14 protein-coding genes are annotated in these 18,932 nt (G+C 68.8%); 6 read left to right on the top strand and 8 right to left on the bottom strand.

What is annotated here, in order from left to right; all coding sequences use genetic code 11:
- Positions 1-13: 13 nt before the first annotated feature.
- The 3 genes from sigK to NK1_RS20700 all read left to right on the top strand — a co-directional run bounded on the left by sigK (position 14) and on the right by NK1_RS20700 (position 3,122).
- A complete protein-coding gene (gene sigK / locus NK1_RS20710; RefSeq protein WP_063010990.1) occupies positions 14-661 on the top strand; it encodes an ECF RNA polymerase sigma factor SigK in 648 nt (215 codons plus the stop codon).
- Positions 654-1,391 (top strand): anti-sigma factor, encoded by a 738-nt coding sequence (locus NK1_RS20705; RefSeq protein WP_063010988.1) that lies wholly within the window; start codon positions 654-656, stop codon positions 1,389-1,391. The genes sigK and NK1_RS20705 overlap by 8 nt, the downstream gene beginning before the upstream one ends.
- 66 nt (positions 1,392-1,457) lie before the next feature.
- Positions 1,458-3,122, top strand: coding sequence for a molybdopterin-dependent oxidoreductase (locus NK1_RS20700; protein WP_084461295.1), 1,665 nt, complete (start codon positions 1,458-1,460; stop codon positions 3,120-3,122).
- Positions 3,123-3,148: 26 nt separating this feature from the next.
- Here the strand turns inward: NK1_RS20700 and NK1_RS20695 are convergent, their stop codons facing one another.
- The 6 genes from NK1_RS20695 to NK1_RS20670 are packed head-to-tail and all read right to left on the bottom strand — an operon-like array spanning position 3,149 to position 12,209.
- A complete protein-coding gene (locus NK1_RS20695; RefSeq protein ID WP_063010986.1) occupies positions 3,149-6,904 on the bottom strand; it encodes an ABC transporter ATP-binding protein in 3,756 nt (1,251 codons plus the stop codon).
- A complete protein-coding gene (locus NK1_RS20690) occupies positions 6,901-8,244 on the bottom strand; it encodes an LLM class flavin-dependent oxidoreductase (RefSeq protein ID WP_063010984.1) in 1,344 nt (447 codons plus the stop codon). The genes NK1_RS20695 and NK1_RS20690 overlap by 4 nt, the downstream gene beginning before the upstream one ends.
- A gap of 39 nt (positions 8,245-8,283) precedes the next feature.
- Positions 8,284-9,024 (bottom strand): ABC transporter ATP-binding protein, encoded by a 741-nt coding sequence (locus tag NK1_RS20685; protein WP_063010979.1) that lies wholly within the window; start codon positions 9,022-9,024, stop codon positions 8,284-8,286.
- A complete protein-coding gene (locus NK1_RS20680) occupies positions 9,000-9,854 on the bottom strand; it encodes an ABC transporter permease (RefSeq protein ID WP_063010977.1) in 855 nt (284 codons plus the stop codon). Before NK1_RS20680 ends, NK1_RS20685 begins: the two co-directional genes overlap by 25 nt.
- A gap of 4 nt (positions 9,855-9,858) precedes the next feature.
- Complete coding sequence (locus tag NK1_RS20675) at positions 9,859-10,944, bottom strand: ABC transporter substrate-binding protein (protein ID WP_245660703.1); 1,086 nt, start codon at positions 10,942-10,944, stop codon at positions 9,859-9,861.
- 53 nt (positions 10,945-10,997) lie between these two features.
- Entirely contained in the window at positions 10,998-12,209 is a 1,212-nt protein-coding gene (locus tag NK1_RS20670) for an ROK family transcriptional regulator (RefSeq protein ID WP_084461283.1), read from the bottom strand.
- 339 nt (positions 12,210-12,548) lie between these two features.
- On the opposite strand from NK1_RS20670, the gene NK1_RS20665 reads away from it, so the two are divergent.
- The 3 genes from NK1_RS20665 (at position 12,549) to NK1_RS20655 (ending at position 16,107) form a co-directional block, all read left to right on the top strand.
- The gene (locus tag NK1_RS20665; protein ID WP_063010968.1) at positions 12,549-13,535 is read left to right on the top strand and encodes a TauD/TfdA dioxygenase family protein; all 987 of its coding nucleotides are present in this window, start codon (positions 12,549-12,551) and stop codon (positions 13,533-13,535) included.
- A gap of 144 nt (positions 13,536-13,679) precedes the next feature.
- Positions 13,680-15,140: an NAD-dependent succinate-semialdehyde dehydrogenase gene (locus tag NK1_RS20660; RefSeq protein WP_157104371.1), complete on the top strand. Its 1,461-nt coding sequence runs from the start codon at positions 13,680-13,682 to the stop codon at positions 15,138-15,140.
- A 22-nt stretch (positions 15,141-15,162) separates the two neighbouring features.
- On the top strand, positions 15,163-16,107 hold the full coding sequence (locus NK1_RS20655) for a zinc-binding dehydrogenase (RefSeq protein WP_063011054.1): 945 nt from the start codon (positions 15,163-15,165) through the stop codon (positions 16,105-16,107).
- A 45-nt stretch (positions 16,108-16,152) separates the two neighbouring features.
- Here the strand turns inward: NK1_RS20655 and NK1_RS20650 are convergent, their stop codons facing one another.
- Both NK1_RS20650 and NK1_RS20645 read right to left on the bottom strand, forming a co-directional pair.
- Complete coding sequence (locus tag NK1_RS20650) at positions 16,153-17,031, bottom strand: TIGR03854 family LLM class F420-dependent oxidoreductase (protein WP_063011052.1); 879 nt, start codon at positions 17,029-17,031, stop codon at positions 16,153-16,155.
- 85 nt (positions 17,032-17,116) lie between these two features.
- Entirely contained in the window at positions 17,117-18,673 is a 1,557-nt protein-coding gene (locus NK1_RS20645) for an aldehyde dehydrogenase family protein (RefSeq protein WP_245660711.1), read from the bottom strand.
- Between the last annotated feature and the right edge of the window lie 259 nt (positions 18,674-18,932).

Below are 18,932 nucleotides of genomic sequence, written 5' to 3'. Positions count from 1 at the left end.
CAGGGACGCGCTCATGACCGGCGATCCGGAGTTCACCTCGATCCGCCTGGCCGACACCGGCGAGGCCCCGTCGTGCCCGCCGGGCGGCGGCGAGCGAGCGGAAGCGCAGCGTGAGCTGGCCACCCTGCTCGCCGCCGCCGCCACCGGCAACCGGGACGCGTTCACGCGGTTCTACCGGGCGACCAGCGCGCGGGTGTTCGGCCTGGCATTGCGCATCCTGCGCAACCACAGCGCCGCCGAGGAGGTCACGCAGGAGGTCTACCTGCAGGCCTGGACCGCCGCCGAACGCTACGACCCCGCACTGGCCAGCCCCATCGGCTGGTTGATGATGCTCACGCATCGGCGCGCTGTGGACCGGGTGCGCACCGAGGAATCGGCGACGGTTCGTGATCGCGTCTTCGGCCACGCCCATCTGGGACGTGAGCACGACACCGTCGCGGAGACGGTCGGCCAGCGCCTGGAGGAGCAGGCGGTGCTGCACTGCCTGGACACCCTCACCGCGACCCAGCGGGAAGCGGTCGCCCTGGCCTATTACAGCGGCCGCACCTATCGAGAGGTCGCCGAACATCTCGACGCACCGCTCCCCACCGTCAAGAGCCGTATCCGGGATGCGCTGAAGCGGCTCCAGAACTGCCTCTCAGGGGTTGCCTCCCATGCCTGACACATCCGACCACGAACTGCTCGACCTGGCCTATCCCTACGCTCTGGACGCGGTCGGTGATTCCGAGCGCGACGAGATCGAACAGCGCGTCGCCGCCGCCGACTCGGATACGAACCACGCCTTCTCGGTGGTGGTCCGCGCCGTCCGCGAGACGATGGGCGCGTTGTCGGTGCTCGATGCGAAAGAGCCCGCACCGGAACTGGAGGCGCGCATACTCGCCGCGCTCGACCGGGCGCGGCCCGCCGATCCCTCCGCCGCGGTCCCGCTCACCCGGCCGTCCAGGAGGACTCGGCTACGGTGGCTCGCCGCGGCGGCCGCGGTAGTGGTGGCGGCCGGAGTCGGTGGCGGGATCGTCGCCCAGCAACACGCCGGACAGACCGCGAATCCGCCGATGGCGGAACAGATCATGCGACAGCCGGATGCGCACACCGCGAGCGCGCCGCTGCGCACCGGCGGCGTGCTGATGGTGCACGCGTCCACCGGAATGGGCGCGGCCACAGTGGCTTTCGAGAGCGTGCCGCCCGCGCCGCAGGGCCATGTGTACCAGCTGTGGGTGGTACCGCCCACCGGCGCGCCGCGCTCGGCCGGGGTGATGGACTCGATGCCGAGTTCGTCCGCGCCGATGGTCGCGACCTACTCCGGCGGCGACGCGCTGGCCGTCACCGTGGAACCGGCGGGTGGCTCCCCGGCTCCGACGACGACCCCGATCGGCACCATGCCGATGAGCTGACGATCGGTGCCGTCCGCGCGGTCCGGCGTCACGAATTCCTCATCCCACCTGGGAATCGAGGAGATCATGATCGATACGGGTACGCGCGGGCCGACCCCGCACCGCGGCACACTCGGATTCGCCGCCGCCGCGCTCGCCGGGATACTGGCCGGTGCAGCGGTGCTGGGAATCGGCGAACTCGTGGGCGCGATCCTGGATCCGCGCTCCTCGCCGTTCTTCGCCGCCGGGGCGACGATCGTCGATCACACGCCGCAGCAACTGCGCGAGGAGGCGATCCGGCGCTTCGGCAGTCACGACAAGGACGTGCTGTTCGCCGCGATGGGCGCGGCGATGGTGGTGCTTGCCGCACTGTGCGGTGTGCTCGAACGTCGCCGCCGCATCGGCAGCGTGGTTTTCGCCGTGCTGGGTATCGCGATCACCGTTGCGGCATTGCATCGCCCGAATGCGCAGTGGTGGTTCGCGATTCCGACCGCGGCCGGTGTGGTGGCGGGGCTGATCGCGTTGCGGCTACTGCTCCCACACAGGGCTCCGAAAAGCGTGCGGCTACCGAACCACGGCGAGCACCGACGTGAGGCGCCGGAGCGTCGTGAGGTCCTGGACTCCGCGGAATCATCCCGCAGCGCGAGGGTTCCGGTACACGCCGATCCTTCCGATGGCATTCGACTGGGGCGGCGGCGTTTTCTGGCGATGGCGGCGGGGGTCGGTGCGATCGCGGGCGGTGCCGCGGCGACCGGGCGATTCGTGGCGCAGCGGCTGCGGGAAGTCGCTGCCGACCGGTCGAGATTCATTGTGCCGAAACCGGTTTCGGACGTCGCCCCCGTCAGCCCGGCCATGGCCCGCTCGGTGCCGGGGCTTACCGCATTCGTCACACCGGGCGACGACTTCTACCGGGTCGACACCGCACTGCAGGTGTCGGCGGTCAGCAGTGCCGACTGGACTTTGCGCATCCACGGAATGGTGGACCGCGCGGTCGAATTCACGATGGACGAACTGCGCCGGCGCCCCGCGATCGCGCGCATGATCACCCTGACGTGCGTGTCCAACGAAGTGGGCGGCACTCTCGCGGGCAATGCGGTGTGGACCGGATACCGGCTGGCCGATCTGCTCCACGAGGCGGGCGTGCATCCCGACGCCGATATGGTGTTGTCCCGCAGCGCCGACGGGTTCACCGCCGGGACGCCGATCCAGGCGATGACCGACGGACGCGACGCCCTGCTCGCCGTCGCCATGAACGGCGCGCCGCTGCCCCTCGAACACGGCTATCCCGCGCGGCTCGTGGTTCCCGGCCTCTACGGCTACGTCTCCGCCACCAAATGGGTCGTCGACCTCGAAGTGACCAGATTCGAACGCGCACAGGCGTATTGGACGACGAGAGGCTGGGCCGAACAGGCGCCGATCAAGACCGCATCGCGCATCGACGTCCCCGCCGCCTTCGCAACCCTGCCCGCCGGGCCGGTCGTCGTCGCCGGGGTCGCCTGGGCCCAGCATCGCGGTATCGCGTCCGTGGAGGTGCAGGTCGACGACGGCCCCTGGCACGCCGCCGACCTGACCACCGAATACTCCCCCGACACCTGGCGTCAATGGACCTACCGCTGGCAGGCCACCCCGGGCACCCACACCCTCCGCGTCCGCGCCACCGACACCACCGGAACCACCCAGCCCGCTCAGCGCCGTCCACCGATGCCGGACGGCGCGACGGGGTGGCATTCCCGAACGGTCAGCGTGCGGTGAGGGCGCACGCGAACCGGCTGGCCGCCCTACAACCGCGCCGATTCGCGGTCGTCCTCGCTTCGCGACGCCCCCACGTACGCCCGCCACAGCGCCGCGTAGGTTCCGTCCGCCCGCAGCAGTTCCGCGTGCGGGCCGACCTCCGCCAACCGGCCGCCCACCATCACCGCGACGATGTCGGAGTCCGCCGCGGTCGCGAGCCGATGTGCCACCACGATCGTGGTGCGGCCCGCGGTGAGCACGTCGATGGCCGCACGGACCCGGGCCTCGGTGGCGAGGTCGAGGGAGGCGGTGGCCTCGTCGAGGATGAGGATGTCGGGTTCGACGAGTTGAGCTCGGGCGAGGGCGAGCAGTTGCCGCTGGCCGGCGGACAACAACCTGCCCTGCGGTCCGATCGGGTGGTGGTAGCCGTGGTCGAGTCCGGCGATCATCTCGTGAGCTCCGACCGCCCGGGCCGCCCATTCGATCTCGGCCGGATCGGCGTCCGGTTTCCCGTAGGCGATGGCGTCGCGCACGGTATCGCCGAACAGGTACGGCTCCTGCGGCACCACACCGAGCCGTTTGCGGTAGTCCTCGAGCCGGAACTCGCGAATATCGATGCCGTCCACCAGAATTCGCCCGTCGGTCGGGTCGTAGTAGCGGGCCAGGAGTTTGACCAGCGTGGACTTTCCGGCCCCGGTCTCGCCCACCAGCGCGACCCGCTGCCCGGGTTCGATACGCAATGTCACGTCGTGCAGGACGGCGGCGTCCTCGGGCCGGTACCGGAAGCTCACATCCCGGACCTCGATCGCACCGTCGACGCGGTGCACGGTCTGCGGCCGCGCCGCCTGCGGGGTGGCGACCTCGACCGCGAACAACCGGCCGAGCCGATCGACACCCACCACCGCCTGTTGATAACTGTCGAACACCTGCGACAGCTGCTGAATCGGGGCGAACAACAGATCGATGTAGAGCAGGAACGCGATGAGCGTCCCGGCGCTCAGCGCCGCGCCGCGCACCTGATGCACGCCCACGGCGAGGACAGCGGCCGTCGCCACCACCGACAGGAATTCGATGAACGGGAAGAACACCGCCATCAGGGTCTGGCTGCGCAGCCGCGCGTCGCGGTACTCCCACGACAGCCGGTCGAACCTGGCCTGGTTCCGTGCCTCCCGGCGGTAGGCCTGCGTGACCTTGATGTTGTCGACGTTCTCCTGCAGATAGGCGTTGACCGCGCTGACCTTGTCCCGCGCCGTGTTGTAGGCCGGCACCGACAACCGCCGGAACCACACCGTGGCGGCGAAGAGGATCGGCATCAGCGCCAGCACCACCACAGCCAGCCGCGCGTCGATCACCAGCAGTGCGATCACCACGCCGCCGATGGTCAGCGAGGAGGTCAGCGCCGTCGACAGTCCGGTCTGCAGGAAGGTGGACAGACCGTCGACATCGGTGGTCATGCGGGTCATGATCCGGCCGCCGAGTTCACGTTCGTAGTACTGCAGGCCCAGCCGTTGCAGCTGGGCGAACGTCTTCACCCGCAGGCCGAACAGCAGCCGTTCCCCGGCTCGTCCGGTCACCCGCACCTGCGCGACGCTGATCGCCCAGTCGAGCAGTACTACCGCGGCCGCGAGCGCCGCCGCGCCGAGCAGGACGTCCCGCGCGCCGACCAGAACACCGCGGTCGATGCCGTGGCGCACCAGGACCGGGATCAGAATCTGCGCCAGGGCATCCAGTGCGACCAGGCCCAGGCCGGCCAGCAGCGGACCGGCGAACGGCCGCAGCAACCGGCGCAGGCCGAATTCCGGATCGCCGGTGCGAGTGAATGTTTCGGGAACCTCCGGTTCGCCGGTCACCGGTGGCAGCGCGTCGATGAGGGCCTGCACATCACCACTGGGCGGTGCGGAGGTCATCATGCCACCGCCGCGCGCGAAACCGCCCGCACCGGCCGCATGGTGGGAGAACGCCCGCGCCATCTGCTCCAGCGTGCGACTCTCGTCACCGTACTCGGCGGGTTCTGCCCACAGGACCTCGGTGGGCACTCCGTCGGTCGTATTGCGCAGTGCCGCACCGATTTCCGCGACATCCGGTGGCGTGAACAGCGTCGCGAACAGGGCTCCGGATTCCTGAAGCTCGGCCAGGGTGCCCGATTCCGCGACCCGGCCGCCGTCCAGGATCACGACCCGATCGGCCAGGGCGAGTGTGGAAACGCGGTGCGCGACAACGACTGTCGTGCGCCGCCGCACCTCGGCGGCGATGCGTTCGAAGATGGCCTGCTCCACCTTCGCATCGATCGCCGACGTCGCATCGTCGAGCACCAGCACGGGAGCGTCGGTGATCAGCGCACGCGCCAGCGCGAGCCGTTGTCGCTGGCCGCCTGAGAGCCGTTGCCCTCGTTCGCCGATCGGGGTGTCGAGCTGGTCGGGCAGCCGCCGGACGAAGTCGTCGGCCGCGGCCAGATACAGGGCATGCCAGACCTGATCGTCGGTGGCCTCCGGGCGGCCGTAGGCCACATTCGCCCGGATGGTGTCGGCCATCAGGTGCGTGTCCTCGAAGACGATGGCCACCCGGCCGCGCAGATCCGGCACCTCGCGCACATCCACGCCGTCGAGCCGCACCACCCCGGCATCCGGGTCGATCAGCCGCGGCAGCAGTGCGGTCAGGGTCGATTTCCCCGATCCGGCGCCGCCCGCCAACGCCACCGTCGACCCGGCGGAAACGGTCAGGTCCAGGTGGTCGAGAACCGCGGTGTCGCCGATACGCACGCTCACTTCGGACAGGTCGATCCGCGGCGGCGCGGCGGCCGCGGCGGGCGATGGGATCGCGGCCGCCTCCCGGCCCGGGCCCGCGTCGATGACCTCGCGCACCCGATCCAGCGACGCCTTGCCCTGCTGGCTCACCGTGAGCAGTGTCGAGAACTGCCGTACCGGACTCACGAAGGAGCCGAGATACGTCATGAACGCCAGAAACGTACCCAGGCTGATGCTCTGGTGGAGGGCGAGCAGACCACCCACCACCAGGATGAACACCTGGGCCAGCGCCGGCAGGGCCGCCATCGCGGGGGTGAACCGGCTGGTGATCCGCACCACGCGCAGCCGCGACCGGAACAGGTCACGGGCGCGCCGCTCCAGTTCACCGGTCTCCCGGCGCTCCTGCCCGAACCCCTTGACGACGCGGACACCGGCGACCGCGGACTCCACCCGCATCGCCACCTCCGCCGCCTGGGCCTGCGCATCCCAGTTGGCGGGGAACAGTTCTCGCTGCGAGCGACGGGTGACGAACCACAGTGCCGGCAGCAGCACCAGCGCGATGCCCGCCAGCGGCAACGACATCGTCGCCATCAACACCAGCGCCGCCACCAGCAGCGCCGCATTGCCGGTGACGATCGGAATCAGTTGCAGGAACATCTGAATCAGCGTGATGTCGCTGATCGCGCGGCTCACCACCTGTCCGGTGGACACCGCCATCTGTTCGCGGCCGGGCATCCGCACCAGCGCGGCGAACAGATCCGACCGCAGATCGAACTGGACGCCCAGCGACAGCGTCGACGAGCACACTCTGCGCAGCATCGACAGCCCGAACCGGAGCACACCGATGACGATCAGGACGGTGACGGCGGCGGCCAGCGGTACCCGGGAATCGCCCAGCGTATCGACGACATGGCGCACCACCAGGGGTAGTGCCGCGGTCAGCGCGGCGCTACCGAGGGCGCCCGCGGCCGCGCCCGCGACGGCACGCGGATGCGACAGACATCGATACAGCAGATATCGCACCCACCCCTGCTCGGCAGCAGAATCCGTCCGGCTCACTGCGCGATCGCCGCGTCGGCGGCCACGCTGAACCGGTTTTCCGGACGCGCCAATCCGTAGTGCCCGCGCAAGGTGCTCGCCTCGTATTCGGTCCGGAACAGACCACGTTCCTGCAGGATCGGCACCACCTCGTCCACGAACCTCTCCAGCCCGGAGGGCAGGGCGGCCGGCATCACGTTGAATCCGTCGGCGGCGCCGTCGGTGAACCATTCCTGGATGGTGTCGGCGACCTGTTCCGCGGTGCCCGCGAAGGTCCGGTGCCCGCGACCACCGCCGAGGCGCGCGATCAACTGGCGCACCGTGAGTCGTTCGCGGCGAGCGAGGTTGACGATCAGCGTGAACCGGCTCTTCGCCCCCTGGATCTCGTCCTCGGTCGGGAGATCGGCGGGCAGTTCGCTGTCCAGATCCAGCGCGTCCACCGGCAGCTTGAACCGCTCGGCGAGGGTGCGGCGCTGGTATTCCGGCTGGATGAGGCGGGTCAATTCGTCGTCGAGTTCCCGCGCGTGCGCTTCGGTGTCGCCGATCACCGGGACGATGCCCGGCAGGATCTTGACGGTGTCGGGGTCACGTCCGAGCCGGCGCGCCCGCTCCTTCAGATCGGCGTAGAACTGCTTGCCGTCCTCGAGGGTCTGCTGCGCGGTGAAGACCGCTTCGGCGTAGCGGGCGGCGAACCCCTTCCCGTCCTCGGACGAACCCGCCTGCACCAGAACGGGATACCCCTGCGGGGACCGCGGTACATTGAGCGGTCCCGCCACCCGGAAGAACTCGCCGATATGGTTGATCTCGCGCACCTTGTCCGGGTCGGAGTGGATGCCGAGTTCCTTGTCGCCGATGAAGGCGTCGTCGTCCCAGCTGTCCCAGAGTTTGGTCGCCACGTCGACGAATTCGGCGGCCTTCTCGTAGCGCAGCCGGTGATCGGGAACGTCGTCGAGGCCGAAGTTGCGGGCCGCGTCGGCACCGGCGGTGGTGACGATGTTCCAGCCGACCCGGCCGCCGGACACCCAGTCCACCGAGGCGAATCGCCGCGCCAGGTTGTAGGGATCGTTGTAGCTGGTCGACGCCGTGGCGATGAGGCCGATGCGGCGGGTGCGCAAGGCGATCGCGGTCAGCAGAATCGTCGGCTCCAGCTTGCCGACCGGCCGGCGGCCGGGATCACCCTGCAGCACCGGCGAATCCGCGAAGAAGATCGAGTCGAAGCGGCCGCGCTCGGCCGTTTCCGCCAGATGGATGTAGTGCTCGATATCCAGGTGCGCCAACGGGTCCGATTCCGGCAGCCGCCACGACGCCTCGTGGTGGCCGGTCGACATCAGGAATGCGTTCAAATGCAGGGTTCTGCTCATCGGTGGTCGAAAGTCTTTCCGGTAGTGGGTGATCGGCGCTCAGGCCGCGATCGGATCGGCGCCCAGCGCGCTCAGCAGCGAGCGGCGGATCCGCTGGAACTGCGGTTGCGCCGGATCGCGCGGGCCGTCGATGTCGATATCGATATCGACGTCGATGCGCCCGCGATCCAGAATCAGCACCCGCTGCGCGAGGGTGATGGCCTCGTCGACGTCGTGGGTCACCAGCAGTACGGTCGGGCGATGAGCCGCGACGAGGCGGCGCAGCAGGGCGTGCATGCGGATGCGGGTCAGCGCGTCCAGGGCGCCGAAGGGCTCGTCGGCCAGCAACAGTTCCGGCTCACCCACCAGGGCACGAGCCAGCGCGGCACGCTGTTGCTCGCCACCGGAAAGCTCTCCCGGCCAAGCCTTTTCGCGCCCGGCGAGACCGACCTCGCCGAGCAGCGTGGACGCCGCGGCCCGGCGGGAACGGGGCTGACCGTAGAGGACGTTGGGCAGCACCCGCTTCCACGGCAGCAGCCGCGAGTCCTGGAACACCATCGACGTCCGGTCCGGCACCCGTAACAGGCCTTCGCCCGCCACCCCGTGATCGATCCCGGCCAGCGCCCGCAGCAGCGTGGACTTGCCGGATCCGCTCTTGCCCAGCAGCGCCACGAACTGGCCCTCGGGGATGGTCAGATCGACGTTGTCGAGTACGGCTCGGCCGCCGAAGCTGCGGGTCAGCCCGTCCAGTTGCACACCCGCACCGGGGTCGGGGGTCAGTCCGCCAGTGTTTGCCGCCACGACAGCACCTTTCGCTCCAGGATCCGGATTCCGGAATCGCATGCCAGGCCGAAAATTCCGTAGACGGCGAGCGCGACGAGGATGACGTCGGCCTGGCCGTAGTTCTGGGCGTCCTGCATCATCTTTCCCAGGCCGTCGGTCGCGTTGACCGACTCGACCACCACCAGCACCAGCCAGGACGTATTCACCGCGAGCCGCAATCCGAGGAAGAAGCCCGGCAGCGATCCGGGAATCACCACCTGCCGGATGAAGTCGAAGCGGGAAACGCCCTGGATCTCCGACAGTTCGACGAGCCGCCGGTCGATACCGGTCAGTGCGGAGTGCGCGGGCACGTAGAGGGTCACCGCGGCGGCGAGCATGATCAGCACGATCTTGAAACCGTTGCCGATACCGAGCCAGAGAATCATCAGCGGAACCAGGCCCAGCGTGGGAATCGAGCGTTTGAGCTGAACCACGCCGTCCACCAGAGAATCTCCGACCCGGGACAGGCCGGCGATCAGCGCGAGGGTGGTGCCGATCAGAATGCCCAGGAACACCCCGGTGGCCACGCGCTGCATGGAGACCGCGATATTGGTGAGCAGTTGACCGTCGGTGAGCAAGTCCCACCCGGTCGTCACCACCGTCCACGGGGCGGACAATTTGCGCGGATCGAGTAGGCCGAGATAAGCCCCCGCCGACCAGGCGGCGAGCAGCAGAACCACACCGAGTAGCCGCGCGAACGGGATCTGCCGGCGCAGGCCGAGGCGGCGGCGCGCGGGCCGGGTGGTGAAGCCCGCGGCAACGGCGGGACGCGCGCCGAGAGCGGGAAGATGTGCGGAGACGACGGTCATCGGGTCACCCCTGTGCCTTGGTGCGATATTGCGGAGCCACCGCGTCGGCGGCGATCTTCTCGAATCGCCGATCGAACACCTGGTGGGCGTCGAAGGATTTCCCGAAGGCACCCGAGGAGGTGATCAAGTCGATCGTCTGCTGTTCCCAGTCGATCGACTTGTCCCAGTTGTCCGGGAAATACGGCCGCTCGGTCGTGGCCATGATGCGGCGGCCGTCGGCCTCGCTCACGCCCTGATTCTTGACGTAGTAGTCGGCGATCCACCGGTCCTGGTTCTCCCATTCCCAGACCTTCGCGCGCGCCCAGAATTTGACGAATTCCGTGACTGCCGCGAGCTTTTTGTCGTCGGCCAGCACCGAGGTCGGTGCCCAGAGAACGCTCAACGCGTCGACCGCGTCGGATTGCACCGTGCCGGCGCCCTCGGATCGATACTGAGCGAGGTATTTCGTCAGCGACGGTTCGGCCAGCGGCGCCACATCGACCTGTTTGCCCTGCAGGGCGGTGAGGAATTGCGGGCTGTTGAGCTGCACGAGAGTGACGTCGGAGGTTGTGAGCCCGGCCTGCTGCAGGGTCCGCAGCACCACACCGCCCTGGGCTTGGCCGGGTGAGAAGGCGATCTTCTTACCCCGCAGGTCCTGCAGGTTGTGGATATTGCTGCCCGGTGCGGTGGCCAGGCCGTAGTTGGGGGTATTACGCCAGAGCACGGCGACGATGCGCGTGTCGAGGCCCTGCGCATGTGCCTGGATGGACGGGATTCCGGCGTTACTCGCCAGCTCCACCGCGCCGCCCTTGAAAGCCTGGATCACATCCGGGCCGGCGGAGACATTCGGCCAATCGGGCACGGTGAAGGGCAGTTTGTCGATCTGGCCGCTACTGGTCAGAGCGACCTTCATATCGGTCGCCGAGATCTTCAGCGAGGTGCCCGGCGGCACGCTGGTCGGTAGCGGTTTGCTGAAGTCGGCGGACCCTCCGGAGGTCGCACAGGCCGACGAGGCACAGGCGGCGACCAGCACCACGAACGACGCCGCGCCGACCCTGCGGGTGAGGCGCATCCTACGCGTGGACGGTCGCGCTTCGATGAGCTTTCTCATCTATCGATCGTCGCGAATTATGTTGCGGCCCACAATATTCGGTCGACTTAAAATTACCGAGACTCGAACTGCGGTGATTCGGACCGCGGCGCGGGCTCCTCCTTCCGGTGGGCGCCGAACCCATCCGCCGCGACGGCGAGCGGATCGGCGTACAGGCGATGCAGCAGCACCGCCGCGGCGGCGGTCTCCAGCGAGCGGTCGGGAAACGAGGTGCCGATGATGCGGTGCCGCGCGGAACGCACCTGCGCTCGCGCTGCGATCGCGTCGAAGTAGGTGGCCCGCACCGCCGGCAGGCCGGTGAAGGCCCGGTCGGTGATGATCAACGTCTCCGGATTCAGCACATCGAGCAGCGCGGCGGCCACCGCGGCCAGTCCACGCGCCCGATCCTCGAACAGGGCATGGGCCCGCGGATCGGATTCGGCGGCGGCGATGAGCGCCGGAATCGTGGGCTGCGCCATGATCCCCGAACCGGCCGCACGCCGTTCGAGCGAACGATCGGAATAGGTGTCCAGCCGGCCCGGGCCACCCGGACCGACGTCGGACGGCACGAGCGTGGCCAGCGAGCCGGCCGAGGAACCGGGGCCGTAGTGGACCCTGCCGTCGACGGCGAAAGCCGCATCGATGACATTGCCGACGAACAGTACGGCGGCCGAGGCGTCGAAATCCAGTGCGCCGAACAGCTGTTCCGCGTGCACCATCGCGCGGGCGTGGCTGTCGAGTTCCACCGGCAGCCCGGTGAGCCGCACCAGCACGTCCCGGACGAGCGTGTCCTCGAGGCGCAGCAGCGGGTGCGAGAGCACCACGCCGGCTTCCGGATCGACCCAGCCGCCGGTCGCGACGCCGACACCGGACAGGCGGGTGCCCTCCGGAAGCTCGCGGCGCAGCGCGGCGAGTGCGGCGGCCGCGTCGGCGACCAGATCCGCTCCCTCGAGGCTGCGGTGCGGAATCAGCGCACTCGAGACGATCGTGCCGGCGATGTCGACCACCGCCACCCGGGTCTGGGTGGCCGCGAAATGGATGGCCGCCACCGCATTCCGGCGATCGAGCTCCAGCGGCGAATGCGGCCGGCCCACCCGCTGCGAGCGGTCCACCGGGGGCGATTCGCGCAGCAGACCCGCCTCGAGCAGCGCCCTGGTCTGGCTCGTCACCGTCGCCGGGGACAGTCCCGCGTGGGCGGCGACCACCGAACGCGATGCGCCACCCAATGCCAAGATCGCGCGAAGTACCGCGCCCGCGGCCGTCGGCCACCCTCTCGCCGGTCTCATAGGCCTCGGTCCCGTCTGGTCCCCATACGTCTCCGGCCGACCCTACGAGACCGGGCGAGGTTGGGCACCGTTCCGCATCAGCGTGATCCGAACTCGGGCAAATCGGCCGAGCGGCGCGCCGGGATGCCATTGTAGAACCGTCCGGAATTTCTTTGCCGGGAAAAATAAATAACGCGGATATTTGAAATCACGACGACGGCAACAAGTGCGGCGGAAGTTGTTCCGGAATTATCGTCGGAACCGTCGTGGGGATCGGAAAAACATTGCACCCCACGGTATCTCCCCGCACCAATGGCGACTCTCGGCCCGGTGCATTCGAATGCGATGGAGTGTAGTGACATGACACTGGCTGTCGAAAAGAGCGAAACGACCGGAAGTAAAGACGCCGCTTTCACCGTGCATCGGGTGGCCGGGCATATCGGTGCGGAAATCGGTGGGCTGGATCTGAGCAAGCCCCTCGACGACGAGACCGTCGCGCGGCTGCGCCGCAAGCTGCTGAAGTACAAGGTGCTGTTCTTCCGCGATCAGCACCTCGGCCACGCCGAGCAGATCGAGTTCGGCCGCCGCTTCGGCGAGCTCACCCACGCGCACCCGCACGAGGACGCGCCGCCCAGCGACGCCCCGCAGATCCTGACCATCGACCCTCAGGTCTACGAGCGGCGCTACGGCTCGGCACGGCCGGACTCCCAGGAGCGCCAGTACAGCTACTACAGCGGCTGGCACACCGATGTGACGGCCTCGGTGAACCCGCCGGCCATCTCCATCCTCCGCTCGGAGGTGGTTCCGGAATTCGGCGGCGACACCACCTGGACGAATCTCGTTGCGGCATACGAGGGACTGTCGCAGCCGCTGCGGGCGTTCGCCGACGGACTCACCGCGGTGCACCGGTTCTCGGCCGGCCGCAAGTTCGACGACAACGAGGCCTACGCGCGCCGGATCAACGACAATCTGCTGATCTCGGAACATCCGGTGGTGCGGGTGCATCCCGAGACGGGCGAGCGGGCACTGTTCGTCAACCCCGGCTTCACCGACCACATCTCCGGCGTCTCTCCCGTCGAGAGCGCCAAGATCCTCGAGCTGTTCTTCGGCCACCTCAGCAGCCCCCGGTACACGGTCCGGTTCCGCTGGGACGCCAACAGCGTCGCCGTCTGGGACAACCGCTCGACCGCCCACCTCGGCCCCCAGGACCTCGGCCACCTCGACGTGACCCGGACCCTGCACCGGGTGACCGTGGTCGGCGACCGCCCGGTGGGCCCGGACGGCTTCGTCTCGCAGATCATCGCGGGCGAGGAGTTCAAGACCGAGGCCAACGTCAAGGTCTCCTGAGGAATCGGCGGCCCACCGGCGACCGGTGGGCCGCCGCGGCCCCGCACCCCGGCGGATGTTTCGTGCGCCGTGGGCGGGTAGCCACCACTCGAGACCGACCGACACCGACCGGGTCGGATTCCGTCGTACAAGGAGTGGTGACCGATGACATCGACCGACGTCCAGCCGATGAGCGCCTCGGGTCCCGACGCCGAACCGTTCGAGACGATCGACGCCTATACCGGCGAAACCCTCGCCGAACTGCCCTATCTGGCGACCGAGCAACTCGATGCCCTGCTCGAACGCGCGGACGACGCCTATCGGTCGTGGCGCGCGACACCGATCGAGCAGCGCGCTCGGGTGGTGTCCGCGGCGGCCGATCTGATGCGCGAACGTAAGGACGACCTCGCCCGGCTGATCACTCGCGAGATGGGCAAACGCATTTCCGAGAGCGAGTTCGAGGTCGACCTCGCGGCGAGCATCCTGCAGTACTACGGCGAGAACGGACCGCGCATCCTGCAGCCCACCGCGCTGCCGGTGGACGAGGGTGAAGCCCAGATCGTCAACGCACCGCTGGGAGTGCTGCTCGGTATCGAGCCGTGGAACTTCCCGCTCTATCAGGTGGTGCGGTTCGCGGCGCCGAATCTGGTGCTGGGCAACACGATTCTGCTCAAACACGCGAAGATCTGCGCCCTCACCGCGATCGAACTGCAGAAGATCTTCACCGACGCCGGCGCACCCGACGGTGTCTATACCAACGTCTTCCTGCGGATCTCCGATGTCGAGCACGTTCTCGCCCACCCCGCCGTCCAGGGTGTATCCCTCACCGGCAGCGACGCCGCCGGTGCGTCGGTAGCCGAGATCGCCGGGCGGCACGTCAAGAAGTGCGTGCTCGAACTCGGCGGCAGCGACCCGTTCATCGTGCTCGATGCCGACGATCTGGACGACACGATCGATGCGGCGACCACCGGACGAATGGCTAATACCGGCCAAAGTTGCGTCGCCGCAAAGCGTTTCATCGTTCCGGACGACTTGTTCGACCGCTTCGTGGCCGGTCTGGCCGAGCGGTTCGGCGCATTGCGCCCCGGCGATCCGTCGGATCCGGAAACCACCCTCGGCCCGCTGTCCTCGACGAAGGCCGCCGACGACCTGCTGGAACAGGTCCAGGATGCGCGGGAGAAGGGCGCCACGGTCGTGACCGGCGGCGGCCGGCCGGACGTACCCGCGCCGGGGCGGCGGGACGCCTTCGTCGACGCGACGGTGCTGACCGATGTCACCCCCGAGATGCGCGCCTACTCCGAGGAGCTGTTCGGCCCGGTCGCGGTGGTGTACCGCGTCGACGACGAACGCCAGGCGATCGAGCTGGCGAACACCTCGAAGTTCGGTCTCGGCGCCACCGTGTACAGCAGTGACCCGGACCGCGCGCGAGCGGTGGCCGAGCAGATCGACAGCGGCATGGTGTGGATCAACTCTCCGACCTCCTCGCAGGCCGATCTGCCCTTCGGCGGCGTGAAACAGTCCGGTTTCGGCCGCGAACTGTCCGAACTGGGCATGTTCGGCTTCGCCAATCGCAAACTGATCCGCTCCCTGCCCCGCAAGACCGCATCCGCCGGTGTCGCGGGCTGACCGTTCGAAGGAGGAGATGCGCATGCGTGCAGCGGTGCTGCGGGAATTCGGAGGTCCGGACGCGCTGGCCGTTCAGGACGTCGACGCGCCGCATCCGGGACCGGGTGAGGTGCTGGTGCGAGTCCGGGCGTCGAGCGCGAACCCGGTGGACGGAATCATCCGCCGCGGACTGGCGAATCCGAACCTGGCGCTGCCGGCCGTGATCGGCAGCGATGTCGCCGGCGAGGTGGAACAGGTCGGCGACGGCGTCACCGACGTGTCGGTCGGCGATGCCGTGTATTACACGTCGGAACTGGCCTCGGGCGGCGGCGCCTATGCCCAGTACCACGTGGCGGCCGCCGCGATCGTGGCGCCCAAACCCACCACCCTGTCGTTCGCGGAGGCCGCCGCGATTCCGCTGGCCGGCGGAACCGCGTGGGAGGCGATCGTGCGCCGGCTCGCCGTGCGCCCGGGACAGACGGTGCTGGTACACGGCGGGTCCGGCGGTGTCGGCACCTTCGCGGTGCAGTTCGCCCGCGCGGCCGGCGCCACCGTGCTGGCCACCGCGGGGGCCGATCATCAGGGGCTGCTGCGGGATCTCGGCGCGACCCCGATCGACTACAAGAGCGAAAACTTCGTCGAGGTCGCCCGTGCGCACACCGACGGCGGCGGCGTCGACGCGGTACTCGACACCGTGGGCGGTGAGAATGTCGGCCGCAGTTGCGCCGCCACCCGGGACGGCGGACGCATCGCCACGATTCTGGGACCGGAGGGCCGGCTCGACGATCTCTACCAGCGCAACCAGACGCTCTACGGCATCTTCCTCAGCCGCGAACGCCGCCGGCTCACCGAGATGACACCGCTGTTCGAGCGCGGCCTCGTCCACCCGCGTATCGCGAAGACCATGCCGCTCGACGACATCGTCGCGATCCACGAACAGCTGGACGAGGGGCACAACGCCGGCAAGCTCGTCATCGACGTGCCGTGACGCCCGCAGCGCACGGCCGCGGACGGCACCGGTAGCCGTGCGTCCTCAGTTCTGACGCGGGAGCAGTTCGGTGACGAACCGGTCCACGAACCGCGCCGATATCGTGCCGTCGGCAGGCACCACCACGAATTTGCTCAGCCCGGCCGCGAGATACCCGTCCACGAGCCGGTGCAGGTCCGCCCAGCTCCCGGCGATCACATCGCCCGGATCGGCACCCGGTCGCTGCGCGCCGATCCGGGCCGCCAGTTCGGCCGGGATGCCGTCCTCCGCGAGCAGCAGCGTGATGCCGAAGTGGTCGGCCTCGATCTCCCGGCCCGCCGCGGCCGCCGCCGCGGTGATCGCCGTGACCCCGGCCGCCGCCTCGGCCGGGGTCACGAAACTGCCCAGCCAGCCGTCGCCGTATCGGCCGATGCGGCGGAAGGCGCCCGGCGCGCGACCACCCAGCCAGATGTCGAGCGGCCGGGCCGGCCGCTTTCCGACCGTCGCCGCGCGAACGGTGAAGTAGTCACCGTCGAAATCGACATCGTCGGCGCGCAACACCGCTCGCAGCAGGCGCAGCGATTCGTCGAAGACGGCGCCGCGCGGCCCCGGCACCGGGAACAGTTCCTTCTCCCCCGGCCCCGCAGGCTGTAGTCCGAACACCGGCAGCACCCGCTTCGGAGCCAGGGCGGCGAGGGACGCCAACTGCTTGGCGACGAGCACGGGATGGCGCCCGGGCAGAATCGCGACCGAGGTACCGACTTTCAGACGGCTCGTGCGGGCCAACGCGAACGCCATCCCCACCGTCGGATCGACGGCCGGCGCGAAGACCAGTTCGGAGAACCACAGCGAATCGACCCCCGCCGCCTCGAGCCGATCCACCAGGGCCGCCAGATCGTCCGGATCGGCGGCCGAACCCGTACCCACCCCGAACCGGATCTTCACCTCGCCATTGCTCACACCCCTGCACAACAGCCGCTGCCGGACCGATATTTCGGCCCGGCAGGGGTGAGCGATCAGCGATGAACGATCAGCGTGGGCCGAAGCGTCGCCGACCGCGGGCCGACATCGCGCGCATCGCCGCCTCCATGAATCCGAACTTGGACGGGGAGTACGGGAACCAGAGCATTTCCTTCTTCTGGGTGGGCAGCGACGGCGCGGTGATCGCCTTCGGGCGGCAGTACTTGCGCAGGCCGTTCGCGCCGCCCCAGCGGTAGCCGGTGCCGGACTGTCCCCAACCACCGTGCGGGATGGTCGGATTGAACAGATTGATGACCGAATCGTTGATGTTCACCGCACCGACGTTGAGCGCGCGCGCGAGACGCTGACCGCGGGCGCGGTTTCCGGTCCACACCGACGCCGACAGCCCGAAGATCGAATCGTTCGACAGCCGAACGGCTTCGGCCTCGTCGGCCACCTTCACCACCGGAATGGTGGGGCCGAAGGTTTCCTCGGTGATGCACGACATCGAGTGGTCGACGTCGACCAGGACCGTCGGCTCGAAGAAAGTGCCTGCGCCGGTGGGCTTTCCACCGGTCAGGGCGGTCGCTCCGGCCGCGATCGCCTCGTCCACGTGCCGCTTCACGATCTGCATCTGGGCGGCCGTGGCCAGCGGGCCGAGATCGAAGGAGTTGCTGCGATCGTCCTGGCCCTGACGCAACTCCTTGACGTGCGCGACCAGCTTGCCGACGAATTCGTCGTAGACCGGTGCCTCGACGTACACCCGCTCGATCGAGATGCACAGCTGCCCGCCGTTGACCAGCGCGCCGTAGGCGATGCCGTAGGCGGCCCGGTCCAGATCGGCGTCCGCGAGCACGATCGCCGGATCCTTACCGCCCAGCTCGAGGCTGTAGGGCGTCATCCGCTCGGCGCATGCGACACCGATCTTGCGGCCTGTGGGCACCGAGCCGGTGAACTGCACGTAGTCGACATTGTCGATGAGGGCCGCACCCGTGGCCCCGGCCCCGGACACCACGGCGAGCACCGCCGGCGCCCCGATCTCGGACCAGCCGCGTTGCAGCACCAGCGGCGTCAGCGGCGTGACCTCGGAGGGCTTGTGCAGGACCGCGGCACCGGCCGCTAGGGCGGGCACGACGTCCGCGATGCCCATTGCGAGCGGGAAGTTCCACGGCGTGATCACACCGACGACCTGATACGGCTGGTAGACCGTGGTCAGCTGCTTCACCCGCATCAGCGGCGTATGCGGAGACGCGGACTGGTCGGCGAGGAATTTCGCGGCGTTGCGCGCCCAGTAACCGAGTTGGTCGACGGTGAAGGCGATTTCGATCCGGGCGTCGATGCGCGGCTTACCTGTTTCGGACTGGATGGCGTCGGCCAGTTCCTCGGCGTTGTCGATCACCCAGTCCTGCAACTTCAGCAGCCACTTCTTCCGGCCGCTCGGACCGATGGCCTCCCAGGCCGGCTGGGCTCGGCGCAGCGCCCGGGTCGCCTCGGCCACATCCTCGGCCGATGCGATCGCCACCGTTCCCACCAGCTCACCGGATGCCGGATTCCGCACTTCGATTTCGGTCGCGGGTGTCGCCGGCGCCTTTCCGTTCACACCGTCGACCCCGGGCGTGGCTTCGATCTTCGACACGTCTGCTCCTGTGCGCCATATCGCGGGCAATCGGCTCGGTCCTCGTAGCCGTGCCGTTCCGGCGAGCCTGGCACGGATGCGCTGATCCCGGCTTGGATGAATCGGCCCAATTCCGGGCGCCGATCTTGGACTGAAGGCACATGCCTTCACACGGGAGTCGCAGCTTGGTAAGCTGCCTGACATTCGAAAGCGAGTCCCGCACACTCCTTTCGGCAATGGCTGCTGCGAGTCGGTTCGCATCGACACGACT

The organism is Nocardia kruczakiae NBRC 101016 (assembly GCF_001612965.1).
In the GTDB taxonomy this organism is placed as follows: domain Bacteria; phylum Actinomycetota; class Actinomycetes; order Mycobacteriales; family Mycobacteriaceae; genus Nocardia; species Nocardia kruczakiae.
Note: the sequence above shows the minus strand (reverse complement) of the source record. Positions and strands in the feature narration are given on the sequence as shown.

Bases quoted from the DNA above. Each gene is read 5' to 3' on its own strand.
- sigK (WP_063010990.1), top strand. From the start codon at position 14: ATGACCGGCGATCCGGAGTTCACCTCGATCCGCCTGGCCGACACCGGC.
- NK1_RS20705 (WP_063010988.1), top strand. From the start codon at position 654: ATGCCTGACACATCCGACCACGAACTGCTCGACCTGGCCTATCCCTAC.
- NK1_RS20700 (WP_084461295.1), top strand. From the start codon at position 1,458: ATGATCGATACGGGTACGCGCGGGCCGACCCCGCACCGCGGCACACTC.
- NK1_RS20690 (WP_063010984.1), bottom strand. From the start codon at position 8,244: ATGAGCAGAACCCTGCATTTGAACGCATTCCTGATGTCGACCGGCCAC.
- NK1_RS20680 (WP_063010977.1), bottom strand. From the start codon at position 9,854: ATGACCGTCGTCTCCGCACATCTTCCCGCTCTCGGCGCGCGTCCCGCC.
- NK1_RS20675 (WP_245660703.1), bottom strand. From the start codon at position 10,944: ATGAGAAAGCTCATCGAAGCGCGACCGTCCACGCGTAGGATGCGCCTC.
- NK1_RS20670 (WP_084461283.1), bottom strand. From the start codon at position 12,209: ATGAGACCGGCGAGAGGGTGGCCGACGGCCGCGGGCGCGGTACTTCGC.
- NK1_RS20665 (WP_063010968.1), top strand. From the start codon at position 12,549: ATGACACTGGCTGTCGAAAAGAGCGAAACGACCGGAAGTAAAGACGCC.
- NK1_RS20660 (WP_157104371.1), top strand. From the start codon at position 13,680: ATGACATCGACCGACGTCCAGCCGATGAGCGCCTCGGGTCCCGACGCC.
- NK1_RS20655 (WP_063011054.1), top strand. From the start codon at position 15,163: ATGCGTGCAGCGGTGCTGCGGGAATTCGGAGGTCCGGACGCGCTGGCC.